This window comes from Microbacterium sp. Y547 (genome assembly GCF_057669785.1).
The window spans coordinates 321,379-340,767 of sequence record NZ_JBYHFN010000001.1 but is presented as its reverse complement, the minus strand read 5'-3'; the positions used below and the strand labels follow the sequence as shown (position 1 = coordinate 340,767).

Sequence of the window (19,389 nt, the reverse complement as noted above, 5' to 3'; positions counted from 1 at the left end):
TGCGCCTGCGCGCATAGGCTGGTCGGCATGACGCGAGCCGTCGGCACCTCTCTTGCTCGAATCCTCCTCATCGTCTGCGCGATGCTCACGGCGGCGGTGGTGTTCTTCTCTGCGGCGCCCGCGGCGGCGGACGCCGACGTCGAGGACTTCTCGTTCGAGAGCCTCGACGTCGACTACGCGCTGTCACGTGCGGACGACGGAACAAGCCGTCTGCGGGTGACCGAGACGTTCGTCGCGCTGTTCCCCGAACGCGACCAGAACCGCGGCATGCGCCGCATCATCCCCGACGAGTATCTCGGGGCCCCGCTGCTGCCTCACCTCATCTCGATCACGGATGAAGAGGGAGCCCCGCGCGCCGAGGAGACCTCGTCGGAAGACGGGTGGTTCTCGATGACGTCGCGCGCCGACGACTACGTGCACGGTCGGCAGACGTACGTCTTCACGTACGAGCTCGAGAACGTCACGCGGTTCTTCGACGACACGGGTGTCGATGAGTTCTACTGGAACGTCAACGGCACGGAATGGGCGCAGCCCTTCGGGCGGGTCACCGCCCGGCTGAACCTCGACCCGTCGCTCTTCGCCGCGACGACCGGCGACGCGTCGTGCTACGTCGGTGGCGCGGGCTCGACCGACACCTGCCGCATCGAGACGGATGCCGCCGCCGACGCGATCGTCGCGACGGCGGGGCCCCTCGCCCCGCATGAGACGATGACGATCGCGGTCGCTTTCGAAGCGGGCACCTTCACGGCGTTCGACGGTTCGTATCTCGCCTCGTCGTGGGGATGGCTGCAAGCAGTGGCGGGGCTCGGTGTGCTCGGTTCACTCATCGGCGCTGCCGTCGTGCGGCGTCGGCGACTGCGCGATGACCCGGGGCGGCCCACGATCATCGCCGAGTACACGCCACCACCGGGGCTGGATGCACTCGAGAGCGCTGTGCTGCTGCAGCGCACGTCGAAGGCGATTCCGGCCGAAGTGCTCGAGCAGGCGGTGGTCGGCAGCATCCGGATCGTCGAAGGTGCACCGAAGCGGTTCTCTTCGAGTACACCGCTCACCGCCGAGCTCATCGACCCATCGCGCGCGGACGGCGACGGAATCATGCTGCTGCACGGGCTCTTTCCCGACGGGCAGCCGGGGGACACGTTCCAGTTCGGCAAGTCGGACACGCGGCTCTCGTCGACGGCGCAGAAGATCATCGCGGCCGCGACCGCGCAGCTGACTGCCCGGGGGATGTGGCGGCGCGTGTCGCCGTCTCGATACGCGCCCCTCTTCGTGGCCCTGGTCGCGACCGTGCTCGTGTTCGTCTTCGGCTTCATCGCGCTCGACAACGGGGTGAACGAGGGGGTGCCGATCACGCTGATCGTCATGGCGGGGGTGGCCGTGTTCGTCACGTTCGCCCTCGTCGCCCGCAAACCGTTGACCTCGCGCGGTGCCGAGGCGCGGGATCACCTGCGAGGACTGCAGCAGTTCATCGAGTGGGCTGAGGCGGACCGGATCCGGATGCTGCAATCGCCCACCGGCGCCGAGCGGGTGGCCGTCGACACGAACGACCCCCGGCAGATGCTGAAGCTGTACGAGACGCTCCTGCCGTACGCCGTCGTGTTCGGGCAGGAGAAGGAGTGGGCGAAGCAGCTCGCCGTGCTCTACGGCGACGATCAATCGCCCGGCTGGTACTCGGGTGCAGCCGGATTCAACGCGGCCTCTTTCTCGGCGGGCATCTCGACTCTCTCGACGAGCGCCGTGTCGTCGTCGACGTCGGGCGGTTCGAGCGGCGGAGGCTCTGCCGGCGGGGGCGGCGGAGGAGGTGGCGGCGGGGGCGTGTGACGTGCTCATCCCGCCTGCTTTCGTCGCCGTTCGAACTCGACCGCGGCGGAGCGTCGCACGGGTCTCCGCCGCCGGAGCGGGTCGATATGGCGGGGCGCCTTCACCTCGGGTATTCCACCGATCATCCGAACCTGCCAGCCGCTCGTCTCGATGGTGCGGTGGTGATGCCAGCAGAGCAGAACGCCGAAGTCGACGTGGGTCGGCCCGCCGCGTGCGTGCTCGATGACGTGATGCACTTCGCACCATGCGGCTGCGACGTGGCATCCGGGAATGACGCAGTTGCCGTCTCGCGCGGTGATCGCGCGGCGCTGATGCCCTGTGAACACCCGCTGCGGTGATCCCAGCTCGATGACGCGGCCATCGTCTGAGAGGACGACACGCTGGATGCCGTGGGAGCACGCGAGGCGGCGGGCGACGGTCGCCGGAAGGTGGTGATCCGTGCCGTCGACGAAGGCGAAGCCGTTCTCGGCCTCAGGCTCGGCGGCCGAGATCGCGACGAGCAATGCCGGGGACGCGCCGCCGATCGACGGGCTCTCGGCCGACCGTGCGGCGACCCCGAGGATCGACGCGAGCGCGTCGTGCTGTTTCTGCGTGCGGGTGCGCATATCGACGTCGGCGACATCGTCAGGCTCACCGGAGTCGGCGAAACGAGGACCCGTGGCGGGACCGGGTGCTGCTGCGCCGTCGATCAGCGTGTGATGGGGATCAGTCCGTTGCGCGCCCGGCCCAGCGTCACGCCGCGCCGGCGCGCCGCGCGTTCGTCGTCGGGCAGCACTCGGTCGGAATCGAGGACGAGCGCCCAGACCTGCGCCTGACAGCGGACGGTGTGGGCGTCGCAGGGGACGGAGTCCGAAGGAGGCCCGGTCAGCGGGAGAAACCGTGAATAACTTCGATGTCATCACGCTGGGGAGGAGCGGGTGCGGCGGCGAGGCACAAGGGCAAGAGTAAGGGCCGGTCGGAGAGGCTCCCGACCGGCCCTTGTCCCTTGCACCAAGAGTGTCCTGCAATCACATGTCGGCAGCTGCCACAGCAAACAACTACCGCTGTCACTATATAACGACGAGGTAACGGAAGGGAAGAGTCGTCGTCGCTATCTGCTGCCGTGACCCCGTCGCGGCGTGGCGCGCTCGTCGAGTCGGCACCCCGAGCGTCGACGACCGGTTGTCGCGCATGTACCGCATCAGTCGGACGAGCCCGTCGGCCCAGCCCAGCTCTGCCGTGAACTCGCGCACCTGGCCGGCGATCTCGGTCTCGAGCACCCAGACCGCGAGGTGCGGCACGTCGGGGAAGTGGTAGTAGAAGGCCTGCCGCGTCAGTCCGCAGTCCCGTGTGAGCTGCGTCACGGTGACCCTGTCGAGCGGCGCGGTCCGCAGTCTCGCCTTCAGTGCGGCCGCGAGAGCATCACGTGCGCCCGCCCGCCCCCGCGGATCAGCGCTTTCGGGGCAGCACCGTGCCCACACGCTGGCGCTGTGGATGATGTTCACGATGGCGGTCCCGACCTTCATCGCGTCGTCGCCGTTCGCCGTGCAGTCCGCGCTGTTCGTCGTGTCGGCCCTGTCGCTCGCGGCCAACATCGCCGTCGCGGCCTACCAGCTGTTCACGATCGTCACGCGGCACCGCAACCCGCTGCGCGACGAGCTCTACACCGACCTGCCGCAGTACCGCGAGGTGCGTGGAGCGAACCTCCCCGCCGTCGAGGCGCCTGTGGTCCCGCAGGCCACCCGATTGGCGCGTCTTTGCTGCGACGTGGCCTACGTCGCAGCGTCGTCCGGGTTCGCCACGTCGCGTTCGTCACCGACGTCATCTCTCGTCGGACACAGCGCCGGGACCGACCCGTCATCGGTCAGATCCAGCCGCGTTCCTCTGCCATCAGGACGGCCTGCTGGCGGGTACGCACGGCGAGTTTCGCCAGGATCACCGAGACGTGGTTGCGCACGGTGCCCGGGGCGAGTGAGAGCGCGCGTGCGATCTGTCCCGTGGTCTCGCCCCGTCGCCCGGCCCGAAGAACATCGAGTTCGCGATCGGTCAGGGGGCTCCGCGCGTCGCTCAGTGCATCGGCGGCGACCTCGGGGTCGATGTATCGACCGCCAGCGGCCACCCGTCGGATGACGTCGGCCACCTCGCTCGCGCCGGAGGACTTCGGCAGGAATCCGGAGACGCCCGCCGCGAGGGCGCGCCGCAGCACGCCGGGTCGTGCGTGCCGCGTGACCACGACGCAGCGGGTCGGCAGCGTGCGAGTCACGCGCCCGGCCACCTCGACGCCGTCCAGGCCCGGCATCTCGAGGTCGAGCAGACACACATCGGGGCGTTCGCGTGCGGCTACCTCGACGGCTTCGAGTCCGTCGGCGCACTCCGCGACGACGTCGATGTCGGCTTCGAGTCGGAGCAATGCCGCCAGCGCGGATCGGATCATGACCTCGTCGTCGGCGATCAGCACGCGGATCATCGCTTGAGCCCCGTATTCGCCGGCACGGTCACGACGATCATGAACGAGCCGCGGTCCCGGCGCACCTCGACGGTGCCGCCTGCCTCCGCCGTTCGCCGACGGATGCCGTCCACGCCGGACCCGCCCGCTGACGGTGCGAGGTCGTCCCCGAGATCGTTCGTGAGCTCGAAGCGCCACGCCTCCGTGTCGGCCGCCAGGATCACCCGTGCCCACGTGCCTCCGCCGTGGCGCAGGACATTGGTCGTCGTCTCGCGCACGACCGGGGCCAGCACGTCGCCCGGGGCGGCGTCAGCATCTGCCGAGATCGAGGCTTCGACGTTCATGCCGGCCGCACGCAACAGATCGACGGCGTTGGCCAGCTCATCGTGCAGAGAGGCGGAGCGGAAGCGCAGAGCCAGATCTCGTGTGCCCTGCCGTGCGTCGTCGACGCTCGCGCGCGCCGCACGGACGTGTGCCAGCGCGGCATCCGGGTCCTGACCCATGAGCCGTTCGGCAAGCTCGAGCTGCAGGGCGATCACCTGCAGATGGTGACCCTGCAGATCATGCACGTCGGTCGCCATGCGCAGGCGTTCCTGCGTCGCGCCCAGCCTCGCCTCGGCGGCGCGCGACTGGTCGAGGGCGACCACGATGTCCCACCACCAGAGCGTAAGGACGGTCATCGCAGGCAGCACGGTGAACGCGAACCCCAGGAACCCCCAGCTGCCATCGTCGTCGGCAACGCTGAACTGGCCGTCGATGAACCACAGCGCCGCGAGCAGGAGCGTCACCGCGCACACGAGGCGCAGGCGGATGCCGGGCGGCCATTTGAGCAGCAGGAGGGTCTGGGTCACGGGCACCACCGCCACCATCCACACGCCCGACGTCAGACCGGCGAGAGCGCCGAACGCGATCGCCAGAGCGAGCGCCGGGATCGTACGGCGCCATCTCGTCGGGACAGCCGCCCCCGCGAGGCTCCGATAGTCCAGCAGCGCGGGGATGGTCGAGAGCACCCAAGCGGCACCGGCGAGCCAGACGGCGACCACGGCGGCGGGGCCCGCGAACGGGGTGATCAGCGTGGTCGCGAGCGGGAAGACGATGAGCGTTTCGAAGACCAGGACGCCCACGAACGTGTACCACCAGGTCGCCGTGATCCGCCGTGACATCTGCACCGACATGCGCGCATCCGCCGCCGGATCTGCCTGCATGAACGGGAGGGGATCAGTGATCACCCGTCCACTGTAGGCGGGTGACAAATGTCACGGATGCCGCGTGAGAAGTGTCCGGACATCGATGACAGCACGACACTTCTGGGGCGAGGGGAACCGCGGTGGACTTGATCCATACCGAATCCCCCGTGTCGGAAGGACACCATGACCGTCATCGAATTCTTCCAGGACCTCGTCTCGCGAGTGCCTGAGCTCCTCCAGCCGCTCATCGTCGCCGCCGCCGGCGCCATTCCGTTCATCGAGGGCGAAGGGGCAGCGGCGATCGGGATCGTCGGTGGCATCAACCCGGTCATCGCGGTGATCGCGGCGATCGTCGGCAACTTCGCGTGCGTGCTCGTCCTCGTGCTGCTCAGCTCCGGGGCGCACCGCGCGGTCTCGGGCCGAATCCAGGCGCGCAAGCGCGAGGCGGTGCTCAGCGGCAGCGGCACCACGTCAACCGTCGACCTCGCCGCCGTCACCATCGACGAGCCCGCGACGCCCCGGCATGAGAAGTTCCAGCGTGCCCTCGTGCGCTACGGCGTTCCCGGGGTCAGCCTGCTCGGTCCGCTGCTGCTGCCGACGCAGTTCACGGCGACGCTGCTCGCCGCGGCGGGTGTCGGCAAGGCTCGCATCCTGATCTGGCAGGGGCTCGCCATCATCCTGTGGACGACGGCCATCGCTCTCATCATCACCGGGGTGCTCTCCGCACTCTCCTGAGGGGCTCACCGGGCCCCGGGCGCCGGACACGCGAAAGGCCGGGACGAATCGTCCCGGCCTTTCGCGTGGGGTGGCTTACTTGAAGGCGTCCTTGACGTCTTCGCCGGCCTTCTTCAGGTTCGCTTTCGCCTGGTCCATGTGGCCTTCGGCCTCGAGGTCCTTGTTGTCGGTGGCCTTGCCGACGTTTTCCTTGGCCTTGCCCTTGATGTCTTCGGCCGCATTCGAGATCTTGTCGTCCAGACCCATGATGTCTCCTTCGTGTCGGACAGCGCGGGGATCTCCTCGCGTGTACTTCCATCGCACACCGTCACCGCGGGAGCAGCCAAGGGGTTGACGCTCCCGCACCCGTGTGCAAGCTCGCGCCGCGAGGGTGGGAGTGTAGTCCGGCCCGTCGCGGAGCGCGAGTGTCTGCCCTGCGTCACGGACGGTGCCTAACCTGACGGCATCCACCATCGGAAGGAGATCGGTCATGGCGCGATTCGATAACAAGGTGGCCCTCGTCACAGGCTCGGGTTCGGGTATCGGCAAGGCCGCCGTCGACCTGCTGCTCGCGGACGGGGCGAAAGTCGTCGGAGCCGACCTCCGACCGGGCGATGAGACTGAGAACTACGTTCCCGTCGTCTGCGACGTCACGAAAGAGGCTGACGTCGTGGCGGCGGTGGCGACGGCGGTCGACCGATTCGGACGCCTCGACGTCGCCTTCAATGTGGCCGGGGCGTCGCGCGCGGGGATGATCATCGACCAGTCCGAGGAGGACTGGGACTTCACCGTCGACCTCGTCCTCAAAGGGGTCTTCCTCTCTGTCAAGCACGAGGCGCGGGCGATGACGGGCGGCGGCGCGATCGTCAACGTCGCGAGTCTCAACTCCCACGTGCCGATGTGGTTCGGGGCGGCGTACTCATCGGGCAAGGCCGGAGCCGAGATGCTGACGAAGTCGGCGGCGCTCGAGCTCGCCGGGCGCGGCATCCGGGTCAATGCGGTGCTTCCCGGCCTCGTTGAAACCCCCCTCACGACGGCGCTGACCGAGAACCCCGGACTGATGGAGGACTTCCGCAACAGCATCGTGCTCGCCCGCGCCGCCGACCCGGTCGAGATCGCGAAGCCCATGCTCTTCCTCGCGAGCGACGATGCGTCGTACATCACGGGTACCTCGCTCGTCGTCGACGGCGGGTGGGAGATCACCGGTTACCCGAATCTCGCCAAGCACATGGGTTCCGCGCCCGGCGAGTGACCTGCGCTCGCCCCGCGAGACGGCAGCGGGCGATGCCGTCTCGGCGCAGTGAGCCGCGATCAGCTTGCATAGGCTTGCAGTGACAGAGCGAGAGAGAGGGGCGGACATGAAGCATCCGCAGACCGGTGAGGCCGTCGAAGACAGGGAGCGGCCGTGGCTGTCTGCCTACGCCGACGGGGTGCCCGCCGATATCGCCCCCGTCACCGAGACGCTCGTCGATCTGCTCGATGCATCGGTCGCGCGCTTCGGCAAGCGGGATGCCCTGGAGTACTTCGGTGCCCGGACGACATACGCCCAGCTCGGCGAGCAGGTCGAGCGGGCGGCATCCGGTCTTCGTGAACTGGGAGTGAAAGCCGGCGACCGGGTCGCCCTCGTGCTGCCGAACTGCCCGCAGCACGTCGTGGCGTTCTACGCCGTGCTGCGCTTGGGAGCCATCGTCGTCGAGCACAACCCGCTCTACACGTCGCGTGAGCTGCGCCACCAGTTCGAGGTGCACGGCGCGGTCGCGGCGATCGTGTGGGACAAGGTCGCCGACGTCATCGCCGCGCTGCCCGACGACGCCCGCCCCGCCAACATCGTCGCCGTCCGGCTCACCGACGCGATGCCCCGCAGCAAGCGTCTGGCTCTGCGGCTACCACTGGCTCGAGCGCGCGCATCGCGTGACCGGCTCACGGCACAGCCGACCGCGAAGGGGATCATCCCGTGGACGCGCGTGACGAAGGCGCGGCGGATCTCGCGCCGCGTCCCGCGTCCGCAGCTGGGTGACACCGCTCTGCTCCAGCTCACGAGCGGCACGACGGGTCAGCCGAAGGCGGCGATGCTCTCGCACGCGAACCTGCGTTCCAACGCTGCACAGGGCCGCGCGTGGGTGCCGGGCCTGCGCGAGGGGGAGGAGGTCGTCTACGCCGTCCTGCCCCTGTTCCACGCGTACGGGCTCACGCTGTGTCTCACCTTCGCGATGTCGATCGGGGCGAAGGTCGTGCTCTTTCCGACCTTCGACGTCGACCTCGTCATCGCCGCTGCCCGTCAGTCGCCGCCCACGTTCCTGCCGGCTGTGCCGCCGATCTATGACGCCCTCTCGCGTGCGAGCGCGCAACGCAGGATCGATCTGCGCAGTGTGAGCTTCGCGATCTCGGGCGCCATGAGCCTGCCGGTGCCGACCGTGACGCGCTGGGAGGAAGCATCGGGAGGGCTGCTCGTCGAGGGCTACGGGATGACCGAGACTTCACCCGTCGCGCTCGGCAACCCCATGGGGCCTTCGCGCCGACCGGGGACCGTCGGTGTGCCGTTCCCGAGTACGGTCGTCCGCGTCGTCGACCCGGACGACCCCACGAGCGAGCGACCCCCGGGAGAGCCCGGAGAGCTGCTGATCCGTGGTCCTCAGGTGTTCCAGGGTTATTGGAATCAGCCCACCGAGACGGCGGCGGTCTTGCTGCCGGGTGGTTGGCTGCGGACGGGGGACATCGTGACGATGTCCGAAGACGGGTTCGTCACCGTCGTCGACCGCGTGAAGGAGCTCATCATCACGGGCGGGTTCAACGTCAGTCCGACCGAAGTCGAGCAGGCGCTTCTGCTGCACCCGGACGTCGAGGCTGCGGCGGTCGTCGGTCTGCCGCGCTCCGCCGGCGGAGAAGAAGTCGCGGCCGCGGTCGTGATGAAGCCCGGGACGGTCTTCGACTCTCGCGCACTCCGCGACTTCTGCCGCTCGCACATCACGGCGTACAAAGTGCCCAAGCGCATCGTCGAGGTCGAGGACCTGCCGCGCTCGCAGATCGGCAAGGTGATGCGCCGCGTCGTGCGGGACGACCTGCTCGCGCAGTCCAGCGGCGGCGAGTGAGCCCCGCGTCACATCTCGCCGCTGCGCGCCTCGCCCGCCCCGCCGGTCGCCGACTCCCCGGGGTCCCTCGCGCGGCCCGAGCCGAGCGAGGTCGTCGCGATGAGTCCCAGCACGAGGAAGCCCGCCGCGGACAGGGCGGCTAGGCGCGTACCCTCCGAGAACGCGGCCTTGGCGTCCTCAGCGGCGTCCGCGGTGGCGGGGGACTGCTCCAGCCCGGCGATCGCGCCGCCGGCACTGTCGACGACCGCTGAGACGACCGTGTCGCGCTCCTCGGCGGGCACGCCGCGGTCGTCTAGCTTCGCGTTGAGCAGGCCGGCGGTGCTCGTGAAGAGGATCGTGCCGAGGATCGCGATGCCCAGCGCCGAGCCGACCTGGCGTGACGTGGACTGCGTGCCCGACCCCTGCCCCGACAGCTCGATGGGAACGTCCTGCAGGATCACGCTGGTCAGCTGGGCCGTGGCGAGCCCCACGCCGAAGCCGTAGAGGAACAGGGCGGGCAGCAGCCAGCCCCACGCGGCGTCCGGCGCGATGACGAAGGCCACCCATATGACGCCGATGATCTCGGCGATGATTCCCAGCCGCACGACCCACACGGGCGCGAGGCGTCCGCTGAGACCGGCGGCGAAGCCGCTCGCGAGGAAGGAGCCGAGCGCGAGGGCGACCAGGACGAGGCCGGTCTGCAAAGCGTCGAAACCGAGCACGAACTGCAGCCACAGCGGCAGCGACAGGATGATTCCGAACTCACCGAGCGATACGACGAGGGCGACGATGTTGCCGTTGCGGAAGCTGGGGATGCGGAACAGCGACAGCTCCAGCAGTGCCGGCCTGTCCACCCGCGCGCGGTGGCGGCTCCACAGCAGGAAGCCGGTGAGCGAGACGACGGAGATCGCGAACGCGACCGCCACGGGTGAGATCGCCCACGGCCAGGTGAATGCCCCGATCTCGATCGTGCCGTCGGCCTGCCACCATCCGAGCGTGCGCCCTTCGATGAGGCCGAACACGAGCGTTCCGAACAGCAGCACGGACAGCAGCGCCCCGACGACATCGAGCCCGCGCTGCGCTGTGTCGCGTGATTCACGCACCGTCAGCATCACGCCGACGAAGATGATGATGCCGAGGGGCACATTGATCCCGAACGCCCAGCGCCACGAGAACGCCGTCGTGAGCCAGCCGCCCAGGAGCGGGCCGACCGCGGCCATGCCGCCGATCGTGGAACCCCACACGGCAAAGGCGATCCCGCGCTCGCGGCCACGGAACGTCGCATTGATGATCGACAGCGTGGAGGGCAGGATCATGGCCCCGCCGATGCCCTGCACCAGACGCGAACCGATGAGCAGGCCGGCCGTGGGCGCGAGGGCGGCCAGCACCGAGGACGCCACGAAGAGCACGACGCCGATGAGCATCAGCCGGCGCCTGCCGACGCGGTCGGCCAGGCTTCCGAACAGCAGCAGGAGTGACGCGAAGACGAGGGTGTAGGCCTCTTGCACCCACTGCACCCCGGTCGACGAGAGGTCGAGGTCATCCACGATCGAAGGAATCGCGACGTTCACGATCGTGGAATCCACGATGATCAACGACACGGCGATGCTGATGAAGACGAGGGCGAGCCAGCGGCGACGGGGAGCGTCTGTCATTTCGTCAGCCTATTTAGCTTTCGGTGGAAAATATCGCCGGCTTTCGGATCGCCCGCCACGCGTCGGATCGGGCTCACCGGCTCGCGACCCGGCGGAGAATCGTGGCAGAGTCGACGAGGACCCTGCCCCGACGGAGAGGTGATGTGCAGATGAGCGACGAATCGATGGAGTTCGGCGAGATCGGTGTGTGGAGAGGGGCCCGCGTGCTCGACTCCGAACTCGCGCGCGGCATCGAGAAGCTCGGATACCGCACCCTCTGGGTCGGAGGCTCGCCTGCCGGAGACCTCGAAGACGTCGAAGCGCTCATCGAGGCAACCGAGAGCATCGTGGTCGCCACGGGCGTCGTGAACATCTGGCGTGACGACGCTGCCGAGCTCGCCGCCTCGTACCACCGCATCGAGAAGCGCCACCCCGGCCGGCTCGTGCTGGGGATCGGCAGCGGACACCGCGAGGCCGACGCGGCGCGGACGCGCCCGCTCGCGGCGATGCGCGAATACCTCGACGTCCTGGATGCCGAGGGGGTGCCGGCCCACCGCCGCATCCTCGCCGCCCTGGGCCCCAAGACCCTGCAGCTCGCGGCCGAGAGGTCCCTCGGCGCGCACCCCTACCTCACGACTCCCGCGCACACCCGCTTCGCGCGCGAGGTCATGGGGCCGGACGCCTTCCTCGCGCCCGAGCAGATGTTCGTCGCGGTCGATGGCCCCGAGACCGCACGCAAGATCGCGCGCGGCACGCTGCGCAGCTACCTGCAGATGTCGAACTATGCCGACATCCTCGTGAAGTTCGACTTCGAGCGCGCACAGATCGAGGGTGAGGCCGACGATGCCGTGATCGACGCCCTCACCCCGTGGGGCAGGCCTGAGACGATCGCCTCCGCCGTCCGTGCGCACCTCGACGCGGGGGCCGACCACGTGTGCATCCAGTCTCTGCCCATGCGCGAGAATCCGCTCGACGCCCTCAAGGCGATGGCCGACGCCCTCGGCGTCACGGCGTCGTGATGGAGTTCGCCGGCCGCGTCCCCGAGGACGCCTCCGACCCGCGGCTCAAGCGGGCAGCCATGCTGGAGGGCATGCCGATCCCCGTGATCGTGTTCGCGCCGCAAGCGGCGGTCGACGGCGCCGACATCAGCGTCGGCACGGGCACGGATGCCACGGGGTGCCACACCATGACGGCGAGCGTCACATCGACGCTGTGGCGCAACCCCGATGACAAGGACGACCCCGTCAATCTCGCCGAACTCGACGAGGTGACCCGACGCTCGATCGAAGAGGCGCCGCCGCGGCCCCGGCCTGCCTGGCTGACCGAGCAGATCGAGCGGATGCGGTATCACACGCTCTGGGAGGCGGTTCAGACGACATGGAACCGCGAGGCATCCGAGTTCACGACCGTCGAGTACCTGCTCGTGCAGCACGCCAACCACATCCTGATGAACCGGTTCCGTGAAGAGCACGTCGTCGGGCTGCACGACTGGGACTCAGCCGCGCTGACGTCCGAGCGCGTGATCCGACGCGGCGTCGATGTCGTGATCGACGGCGAGACCGTCGTCGGCGTCGAGATCGACACCGACCCCTTCGTCTACGCGATCGGCGCCGAGCTCGCCGGCGGGGGAGTGCTCACCGCGGTGATCCCGCGCGAGGACCTTCCCTACCTCGACGTCGCGTTCGCGACGCACGTGCCCTAGCGCTCGTCGAGGAAGCGCTGCCAGCCGTCGGCGTCGGCGTGCTCGAAGACGAGGTTCGTCTCGGTGTGCGCGACGGCGGGGTGCCCTGTGAGATACGTCAGCACGAACTCGCGGAGCTCGCCCGCATCGCGCGCGAGCACGTGCAGGAGGAAGTCGTCGGCACCCGCCATGTGGAACAGACGCACGACCCCGGGGAAACCGGTCGCGGCCCGTCGGAACGCCTCGATCTCGGTGCGCGCGTGCTTCACCAGCCGCACGGCGATGAGCGCCTGCACGGTGGCGCCGAGGCGATCGGTGTCGAACTCGACGCGGTACCCGGCGATAACGCCCTGCGACTGCAGGCGCCGCAGCCGCAGCGACACGGTGGACTCGGCGATGCCGAGTTCGGCGGCCAGGGCGGCACCCGATGCGCGGGCGTTCGCGCTCAGCGCGCGCAGCAGCGCGCGGTCGGTGGAATCGAGGTCGAAGGACCGTGACACTGAGGCATCCCCCCTGCTCATTTCTCGCAGAATCTGCGACTGTTCGGTTGATTCTAGGCGAGGCTGCAAGCCAGCTTGAGGATGCCGCGGGAATCTGCTGTTCTGGCCTCATGCATTCCGAGAACCATCGGTGGGAGACCCGTGCTGTGCACGGCGGCACGGCGGGCCTCCGCGAAGCCGGCACCCACGTTCCCTCCATCGACCTGTCCACGACGAACCCGCTTCCCGACGTCGAGGTCGGCGGCCTGTCGTACGAAGAGCTCGCGACCGGTCATGATCTCGGTCCCGGCCGCAGCGCCGTCTACCAGCGACTCTGGCAGCCTGGCGTCGCGCGCTTCGAAGACGCCCTCGCGGGGCTCGAGGGTGCCGAGGGTGCCGTCGCGTTCGCGAGCGGCATGGCCGCGCTGACGGCGTGCCTCATCGCCACGGTCGCAGCCGGCAAGCCCCACGTCGTGGCGGTGCGCCCGCTCTACGGCGGCACCGACCACGTGCTCGAGAGCGGACTGCTCGGCACCGAGGTCACCTGGTCGGCTCCCGGCGACGTGGCCGCGCACATCCGCGACGACACGGGCCTGGTCATCATCGAGACCCCCGCCAACCCGACGCTCGAGCTGCTCGACATCGCGGTCATCGTCGAGGCGGCCGGAGATGTGCCGGTGCTCGTGGACAACACGTTCGCGACCCCTGTGCTGCAGCGGCCCATCGAGCATGGCGCGACCCTCGTGATGCACAGTGCGACGAAGTACCTCGGCGGCCACGGCGACGCCATGGGCGGCGTCGTCGCCGGCCCCACGGCGTGGATCGAGCGGCTCCGCCAAGTGCGGGCGCTGACCGGCGGAATCCTGCACCCGATGGGTGCCTACATGCTGCACCGCGGCCTGCGCACCCTCGCGGTGCGCGTGCGTGCGCAGCAGGAGACAGCTCAGGCCCTCGCCGAGCGCATGAGCGCGCACGACGCCGTCGCCCGCGTCTTCTACCCCGGTCTTCCCGGGCAGGATCCGCAGGGATTGCTCGGGCGCCAGCTCGCCGGGCCCGGCTCGATCATCGCGATCGAGCTCGCGGGCGGCTATGACGCCGCGGCACGCTTCACCGAGGCGTGCGAACTCGTGACGCACGCTGTGTCGCTCGGTGGCGTGGACTCGCTCGTCCAGCACCCCGCGTCGCTCACCCACCGGCCCGTCGTCGGAGACGCGAAGCCCGGTGCGGGCATCGTGCGCCTCGCGATCGGTCTCGAGCACGTCGACGACCTCGCCGATGACCTGCTCGCGGCGCTCGATGCGACGCTCGTCGGCACGCAGGAGATCGTCGACGAGGGGCTCGTGCGACAGGGCTGACCTCTCGCGCAGCATCCGCCTCGAGGGGATGATGGGGGGATGCTGCACATTCCTGACGTGGTCCTCAACGACGGCACCCGCTTACCGGCGCTCGGCCTCGGGACATACACACTCGAGGGCGACGCCGGTGTGGACGCCATGGTGGCCGCGATCGACAGCGGTTACCGGCTGCTCGACACCGCCGTCAACTACGGCAACGAAGAGGCCGTCGGCGCGGCCGCGCGTCGCAGCGGCGTGGATCGCGATGATCTCGTCATCGAGTCGAAGCTGCCCGGTCGCCACCACGGATTCGACGAAGCGATCGCGAGCGTCGAGGGGTCCCTCGCTGCGCTCGGACTCGAGCGGATCGATCTGCACCTCATCCACTGGCCCAACCCGAGTGTCGGCAAGTGGCTCGATACGTGGCGCGGCCTCATCGCGGCACGCGAGCGCGGGCTCGTGCGGTCGATCGGCGTCTCGAATTTCACGATCCCGATGCTCGAGCGGCTCATCGCCGAGACCGGTGTGACGCCGGCGGTCAACCAGATCGAGCTGCACCCCTACTTTCCCCAGGCATCTCTGCGCGCGTTCCACGCCGCCAACGGCATCCGCACCGAGAGCTGGAGCCCGCTCGCGCGAGGCACGGAACTGCTCCACGAACCGGTCATCACCGACATCGCCGCCGCACGCGGTGTCTCACCGACGCAGGTCGTGCTGCGCTGGCACGTCGAGCTCGATTCGACGCCCATCCCGAAATCGAGCGATCCCGACCGTCAGCGTGAGAACGCCGACGTCTTCGGGTTCTCACTAGACGACGCCGAGATCGAGGCGATCTCCGCCCTGGAGCGGGGGCGACTCTGGGGCGGCGACCCCGACACGAACGAAGAGATGTGACTCACGCGTCCGGGAGTGCATCGAGCCACTCCGGGAACGTCTGACGGCCGCGCACGGCGTCGGGTCCGGCCAGCAGCGCGCCGCTGCGCTGGGCGCGGCCCATCGCTCCGGGAAGGCTGAGGGGCGGCATCCACCCCCGGTGCCCGATCGCTCGCGCGTACGCCCGCATCATGTCGGCGAGGCTCTCTTCGCGGGGGCCGCCGAGGTCGGTCGCTCGGCCTGCCGGCGCTGCTTCGGCGCGGCTGACGAGATGCTCGGCCACCTCGCGCGCGGCGATCGGCTGCGTGCGCGCCCGTAGGGCGAACCGCACCGGTCCGATGGCGGCGCGCACGTACAGCTGCGCCGCGAACTCATGGAACTGCGTCGCGCGCTGGATGGTCCACGGCACGGGCCCCGCCTCGACGAGGCGCTCCTGCGTGAGCTTGCCCGCGTAGTAGCCCTCGGGGGCGGCACCGACCCCGACGATGGACAGCGCGATGTGGTGGGCGACGCCCGCGGAGCGCTCGGCGGCGAGCAGCGACCGCGTCGCGCCGGCGAAGAACGAGATCGACTCGTCGGCCTTGAGGGTCGTCACGTTCGATACGTCGATGACCGTGTGGACGCCGGCGAGGACGCGGGCGAGCCCGGCCCCGGAGAGCAGATCCACGCCGCGGCTGCGCGCCAGCACAACGGTGTCATGCCCGCGCTCGCGGGCGACGTCGACGACGTGCGCGCCGGTGAGCCCCGTGCCGCCGGCCACCGCGATCCGCATGCGAGCCCTCGTCTCTTCGCTGCACTGGCGGCCCCAGCTTACGGTCGGGTGCTCTTGCCGAGCACGACGCGTCGTGCGTCGATGCGCGCCCGTGGGCGTGCGTCAGATACGCGCGCCGTCGTCGTCGCGGTTCTCGATGCCGACGCCGCGGCCACGCCACGACTCGTATGCGATGAGCCAGCCGATCGAGACGGCGAAGGCGAGCAGAAGCCCGAGCCACACGTTGCCCCACACCATCCCGAACAGGATGCCGAGCGCAAACACCAGCGCCGTTCCGAAAGCCCATCCTGTGTGGCCGCGCTGCCACCCTGGTCGTCGATTAGCCATGATGCCCAGCCTAGGGGCTCACGTCGATCGTGACCGAGTCAGCGCGCCCGGTGGTCTTCGGGGTGCAGCCGCGGTCCGCGTCGGGGCTCGTTCGCGCCGCTGACCCGAATGAGCCGGATGACCCGCTGCCGCTGCCCCGGCCACGCCGAGAGCAGCTGAAGCATGCCGTCATCGTCGACGCGCCGACCGGTCAGTGCGAAGCCGACCTCGTGGGCGAGGTGGTAGTCGAAGACGCTCACGGCGTCGGGGTCGCCGAAGGCACGGATGCGCGCTTCGGCGCTCGTCCACAGACCGACTCCGCGCACCGCCGTGAAGACGCTGTCCCGCTCTTGGCCCGTCGCCGCCGCCGTTGCGGCCCGGACGAGAGCGTCGCCGCGGCGCGCCGCCTCGACCACGGTGCGCGACTGCGGGGGCTCGAGCCCCGCGCGATGCCACGCCCACGAGGGGATGCGTCTCCACTGCTCGATCGCGGGCGGCGCGAACATCGGCCGTGGCGTCGGTCCGGGGGCGCGCTCGCCGTGCCACGTGACGATGCGCCGCCACGCGCCGAACGCCTGCAGACCCGTGACCTTCTGCTCGAAGATCGCGCTCGCGAGGGCGTCGAAGACGAGATCGGTGCGGCCGAGGCGCAGGCCGGGGTGACGGCGGTGCGCATCGGCGACGAGCGGATGCCGCGCCGCATCGAAGCCGCGGGAGTCATCGCGCGCCCCGCACAGCGCAGGCAGCTGGTCCAGCGCCCACTCGGCGCCCGGGCCCCACGCAGCCCCGCGGACGACTCCGTCGGTCGACTGCCGCAGTGCGAGCGTCGCGACCCCGAGGGGAGTGCGGGTCGCGCGCCAGACGACGTGCCCCGCGGTCGTCATGGCCGGGTCGTTCGCGCCGTGGCGCTGGTGCAGCACCGTGCGGCGCAGATCGAGCGGATGCCCGGGACGGTACTGGGTCTCGAGCGGCCGGGCCGCCAGGTGCGCGGCGGCAGGGAGAGAAGGACGTGGATCGAGTGGGCGAGGCTTCGGCGGGTTCAGGGCGCGCAGCGGCCGATCGGATCGCTGTGCGGCATCTCTCGGCCCGCGCGTGCGCGCATGGATCGCCGAGGAAGTCGTCACGCGTTCACCCTATGTCGGGCGTCTGACACCGGACTCAGAAGCGGTCGGGCGACGGGGTGCCGTGGCCGAAGCGGATGACGACGTCGGCGTGGCGGTCGAAGCGGTAGCCGACGCCGCGCACCGTGCGCACGATGTCCTCGTGCCGTCCGAGCTTCGCGCGCAGACGGCGCACGTGTACGTCGATCGTCCGCTCGCCGGGTGTCTCATCGTCGGTCGCGGCCTGCCACAGCGACGAGACGAGCTCGGCGCGTTCGATCGTACGGCCCTCGCGCAGCACGAGGTATTGCAGCAGCTCGAACTCCTTGAACGTGAACGCGGTCGACTCGCCGTCGATGAGCACGCGCTTGCGCGAGATGTCGACGACGACGCCACCGGGTGCCGCGGTGTCCTCGTCGGGCTCCTCCTGCTTCGTGCGGGCAATGGCCGACGGCTCATGCAGCGCGCGACGGACGACATCGACATCGCGCCCGCCGGCCCCGGCGGGGGCGAGTGCGACGGTCGCGTACGTCTCGGCGGTGGGGGCGAGTTCGGCGAGCGTGCGGCGCAGGGCGTCCACGAGCACGCCGAGCGAGACTCCCGAAGCATCCACCTTCGCCTCGTCGAAGCCGACGTAGAGGGCGAAGCCGCGCGGAGCCGTGCCCTCAGGCAGGTGCCGCTGTGGAGTGGGAACCGCGGGGGATGGGGTGGGCGGAACGATCGCGACGGGTGACGTGACGGCGCGCAGGTGACGGGCGCGTGCGACGGTTGGGCGTTCGAGAAGAGCAGTGTTCGACATGATGATGCGTGTCCTTGCGGAAGCGAACCCCACGCGGGGTTCTGCGTGTGCGGCGAGGCGGCCCGAGAGGGCCGAGTGCGCGGCATCCGGATCAGATCCGAAGCGGCGGGCGACCCGCGGCCGGCGAGTTTCTTCGCGAACGGCGGGGGTCTGCGGCGGTCAGCGCGTCAGCGGCACATTCGACAACACAGAGCAACGCGGCCGGGCATCATCATGCCGGCAGTTCCGTTCGCCTCCAGGGCGGACAGAGAGCGTGCGTTGTCAGACATGCCGCCGATTATGACCGATCGTGTCGCAATGCGTCAAATCGCTCGGCGTGCGGCCCCGCGGCGTGGTCGAATGACGCAGAGTGCGCAGTGCCGAGCCGTCGCCCCCGCGCGGGGATAGCCTGGCCGCATGACTGAGTTGCGCTTCTCGCACGAACCGGATGCTTCGCGGTACACGCTGCACCGCGGCGACGACCTCGTCAGTGTGCTCGACTACAACGACGACGGCCGGTCGGTCGCGATGACGCGGGCGTACACCGTGCCGACGTTCCGTGGGAACGGGTACGCGGCGGTCATCGTCGATCGCGCCGTGACCCTGCTCGAGCAGAGCGCCGATCGCACCGTCATTCCGGTGTGCTGGTACGTCGCTGACTGGTTCGCCGCCAACCCCGACCGCGCCGGGATCGTCGCGCCCCGCCACAGGGCATGACCGTGGACATGGAACATCTCTTCACGGTCGTCGCGGTCGTCTTCGAGGTGATCGGCGCGCTCGCGATGGTGCTCGGATTCGTCATCGCCGTCGTGCTCGGCATCCGCTCGCTCGCCCGTTCTGAAGGGGGCGGGACGGCCTTCCAAGTGCTCCGCACGACACTCGGCTCGGCCATCCTGCTGGGTCTGGAGGTGCTCGTCGCGGCCGATCTGATCCGCACGATCACATCGAAGCCGTCGATCGAGGACGCCCTGATCCTCGGACTCATCGTGCTCATCCGAACGGTGCTCTCGATGTCGATCCAGATCGAGATCGAGGGTGTGTTGCCGTGGCGGCGCGCCCTGCTCACGAGCGGGGGGCGACTGCTCGGCGAAGCCGTCGCGCGCGACCGGGCAGCGGCACAGCAGAGCTCCCGCACGGATGAGACGCCGCGCGCTGCCGGCGCCTAGTCACGCTTGCCCGTCGCTGTCAACGGGGTGCGCGGTGCGCCCGCTGCGCGC

The 19,389-nt window shown here is 69.7% G+C and carries 20 protein-coding genes and 1 pseudogene; 11 read left to right on the top strand and 10 right to left on the bottom strand.

All coding sequences use genetic code 11. The annotated features are described in order from the left end of the window. Positions 1–27 precede the first annotated feature (27 nt). Positions 28–1,821, top strand: coding sequence for a DUF2207 domain-containing protein (locus AC25Y0_RS01750; protein WP_488134084.1), 1,794 nt, complete (start codon positions 28–30; stop codon positions 1,819–1,821). Positions 1,822–1,826: 5 nt separating this feature from the next. Here the strand turns inward: AC25Y0_RS01750 and AC25Y0_RS01745 are convergent, their stop codons facing one another. Continuing rightward, on the bottom strand, positions 1,827–2,720 hold the full coding sequence (locus AC25Y0_RS01745) for an HNH endonuclease signature motif containing protein (protein WP_488134083.1): 894 nt from the start codon (positions 2,718–2,720) through the stop codon (positions 1,827–1,829). A gap of 574 nt (positions 2,721–3,294) precedes the next feature. Between AC25Y0_RS01745 and AC25Y0_RS01740 the strand changes: the two are divergent. Beyond that, positions 3,295–3,435, top strand: a pseudogene (locus AC25Y0_RS01740) (DUF5692 family protein); the annotation flags it as partial. Between the two features lie 229 nt (positions 3,436–3,664). Here the strand turns inward: AC25Y0_RS01740 and AC25Y0_RS01735 are convergent. Next, complete coding sequence (locus AC25Y0_RS01735) at positions 3,665–4,267, bottom strand: response regulator (RefSeq protein ID WP_488122631.1); 603 nt, start codon at positions 4,265–4,267, stop codon at positions 3,665–3,667. Next, positions 4,264–5,475: a sensor histidine kinase gene (locus tag AC25Y0_RS01730; protein WP_488134082.1), complete on the bottom strand. Its 1,212-nt coding sequence runs from the start codon at positions 5,473–5,475 to the stop codon at positions 4,264–4,266. The genes AC25Y0_RS01735 and AC25Y0_RS01730 overlap by 4 nt, the downstream gene beginning before the upstream one ends. A gap of 141 nt (positions 5,476–5,616) precedes the next feature. Between AC25Y0_RS01730 and AC25Y0_RS01725 the strand changes: the two genes are divergently transcribed. Then, positions 5,617–6,168 carry a small multidrug efflux protein gene (locus AC25Y0_RS01725; RefSeq protein WP_488122629.1) on the top strand — a complete coding sequence of 184 codons (552 nt, stop codon included), beginning with the start codon at positions 5,617–5,619 and terminating at the stop codon, positions 6,166–6,168. A gap of 75 nt (positions 6,169–6,243) precedes the next feature. Here AC25Y0_RS01725 and AC25Y0_RS01720 read toward each other — a convergent pair whose 3' ends face one another. Then, positions 6,244–6,414: a CsbD family protein gene (locus AC25Y0_RS01720; RefSeq protein WP_488122628.1), complete on the bottom strand. Its 171-nt coding sequence runs from the start codon at positions 6,412–6,414 to the stop codon at positions 6,244–6,246. 223 nt (positions 6,415–6,637) lie between these two features. Here AC25Y0_RS01720 and AC25Y0_RS01715 point away from each other — a divergent pair, with 223 nt between their 5' ends. Together AC25Y0_RS01715 and AC25Y0_RS01710 are read left to right on the top strand one after the other, a co-directional pair. Then, positions 6,638–7,399 carry an SDR family NAD(P)-dependent oxidoreductase gene (locus AC25Y0_RS01715; RefSeq protein WP_488122627.1) on the top strand — a complete coding sequence of 254 codons (762 nt, stop codon included), beginning with the start codon at positions 6,638–6,640 and terminating at the stop codon, positions 7,397–7,399. 106 nt (positions 7,400–7,505) lie between these two features. Next, entirely contained in the window at positions 7,506–9,236 is a 1,731-nt protein-coding gene (locus AC25Y0_RS01710) for a long-chain-fatty-acid--CoA ligase (RefSeq protein WP_488134081.1), read from the top strand. An 8-nt stretch (positions 9,237–9,244) separates the two neighbouring features. On the opposite strand, the gene AC25Y0_RS01705 is transcribed toward AC25Y0_RS01710, so the two are convergent. Next, positions 9,245–10,870, bottom strand: coding sequence for a DHA2 family efflux MFS transporter permease subunit (locus AC25Y0_RS01705; RefSeq protein ID WP_488122625.1), 1,626 nt, complete (start codon positions 10,868–10,870; stop codon positions 9,245–9,247). Positions 10,871–11,019: 149 nt separating this feature from the next. Between AC25Y0_RS01705 and AC25Y0_RS01700 the strand changes: the two genes are divergently transcribed. Together AC25Y0_RS01700 and AC25Y0_RS01695 are read left to right on the top strand one after the other, a co-directional pair. Continuing rightward, positions 11,020–11,868 carry a TIGR03620 family F420-dependent LLM class oxidoreductase gene (locus tag AC25Y0_RS01700; RefSeq protein ID WP_488122624.1) on the top strand — a complete coding sequence of 283 codons (849 nt, stop codon included), beginning with the start codon at positions 11,020–11,022 and terminating at the stop codon, positions 11,866–11,868. Further along, positions 11,868–12,551, top strand: coding sequence for a hypothetical protein (locus AC25Y0_RS01695; protein WP_488122871.1), 684 nt, complete (start codon positions 11,868–11,870; stop codon positions 12,549–12,551). Before AC25Y0_RS01700 ends, AC25Y0_RS01695 begins: the two co-directional genes overlap by 1 nt. Here the strand turns inward: AC25Y0_RS01695 and AC25Y0_RS01690 are convergent. After that, entirely contained in the window at positions 12,548–13,030 is a 483-nt protein-coding gene (locus tag AC25Y0_RS01690) for an Lrp/AsnC family transcriptional regulator (protein WP_488122623.1), read from the bottom strand. The genes AC25Y0_RS01695 and AC25Y0_RS01690 overlap by 4 nt on opposite strands. A gap of 110 nt (positions 13,031–13,140) precedes the next feature. Between AC25Y0_RS01690 and AC25Y0_RS01685 the strand changes: the two genes are divergently transcribed. Both AC25Y0_RS01685 and AC25Y0_RS01680 read left to right on the top strand, forming a co-directional pair. After that, a complete protein-coding gene (locus tag AC25Y0_RS01685; protein ID WP_488122622.1) occupies positions 13,141–14,364 on the top strand; it encodes a trans-sulfuration enzyme family protein in 1,224 nt (407 codons plus the stop codon). A 39-nt stretch (positions 14,365–14,403) separates the two neighbouring features. After that, on the top strand, positions 14,404–15,237 hold the full coding sequence (locus tag AC25Y0_RS01680) for an aldo/keto reductase (protein WP_488134080.1): 834 nt from the start codon (positions 14,404–14,406) through the stop codon (positions 15,235–15,237). Position 15,238: 1 nt separating this feature from the next. Here the strand turns inward: AC25Y0_RS01680 and AC25Y0_RS01675 are convergent, their stop codons facing one another. The 4 genes from AC25Y0_RS01675 to AC25Y0_RS01660 all read right to left on the bottom strand — a co-directional run bounded on the left by AC25Y0_RS01675 (position 15,239) and on the right by AC25Y0_RS01660 (position 18,193). Then, positions 15,239–15,988, bottom strand: a complete 750-nt coding sequence (locus AC25Y0_RS01675; protein ID WP_488134079.1) for an SDR family oxidoreductase — start codon at positions 15,986–15,988, stop codon at positions 15,239–15,241. 102 nt (positions 15,989–16,090) lie between these two features. Continuing rightward, positions 16,091–16,315 carry a hypothetical protein gene (locus AC25Y0_RS01670; RefSeq protein WP_488122619.1) on the bottom strand — a complete coding sequence of 75 codons (225 nt, stop codon included), beginning with the start codon at positions 16,313–16,315 and terminating at the stop codon, positions 16,091–16,093. A gap of 38 nt (positions 16,316–16,353) precedes the next feature. Further along, on the bottom strand, positions 16,354–17,337 hold the full coding sequence (locus tag AC25Y0_RS01665; RefSeq protein ID WP_488122870.1) for a DNA-3-methyladenine glycosylase family protein: 984 nt from the start codon (positions 17,335–17,337) through the stop codon (positions 16,354–16,356). Positions 17,338–17,452: 115 nt separating this feature from the next. Then, positions 17,453–18,193 carry a winged helix-turn-helix domain-containing protein gene (locus tag AC25Y0_RS01660; protein WP_488122618.1) on the bottom strand — a complete coding sequence of 247 codons (741 nt, stop codon included), beginning with the start codon at positions 18,191–18,193 and terminating at the stop codon, positions 17,453–17,455. Between the two features lie 396 nt (positions 18,194–18,589). On the opposite strand from AC25Y0_RS01660, the gene AC25Y0_RS01655 reads away from it, so the two are divergent. Continuing rightward, the gene (locus AC25Y0_RS01655) at positions 18,590–18,889 is read left to right on the top strand and encodes a GNAT family N-acetyltransferase (protein WP_488122617.1); all 300 of its coding nucleotides are present in this window, start codon (positions 18,590–18,592) and stop codon (positions 18,887–18,889) included. Between the two features lie 8 nt (positions 18,890–18,897). Beyond that, a complete protein-coding gene (locus AC25Y0_RS01650) occupies positions 18,898–19,338 on the top strand; it encodes a DUF1622 domain-containing protein (protein ID WP_488122616.1) in 441 nt (146 codons plus the stop codon). Positions 19,339–19,389 lie beyond the last annotated feature (51 nt).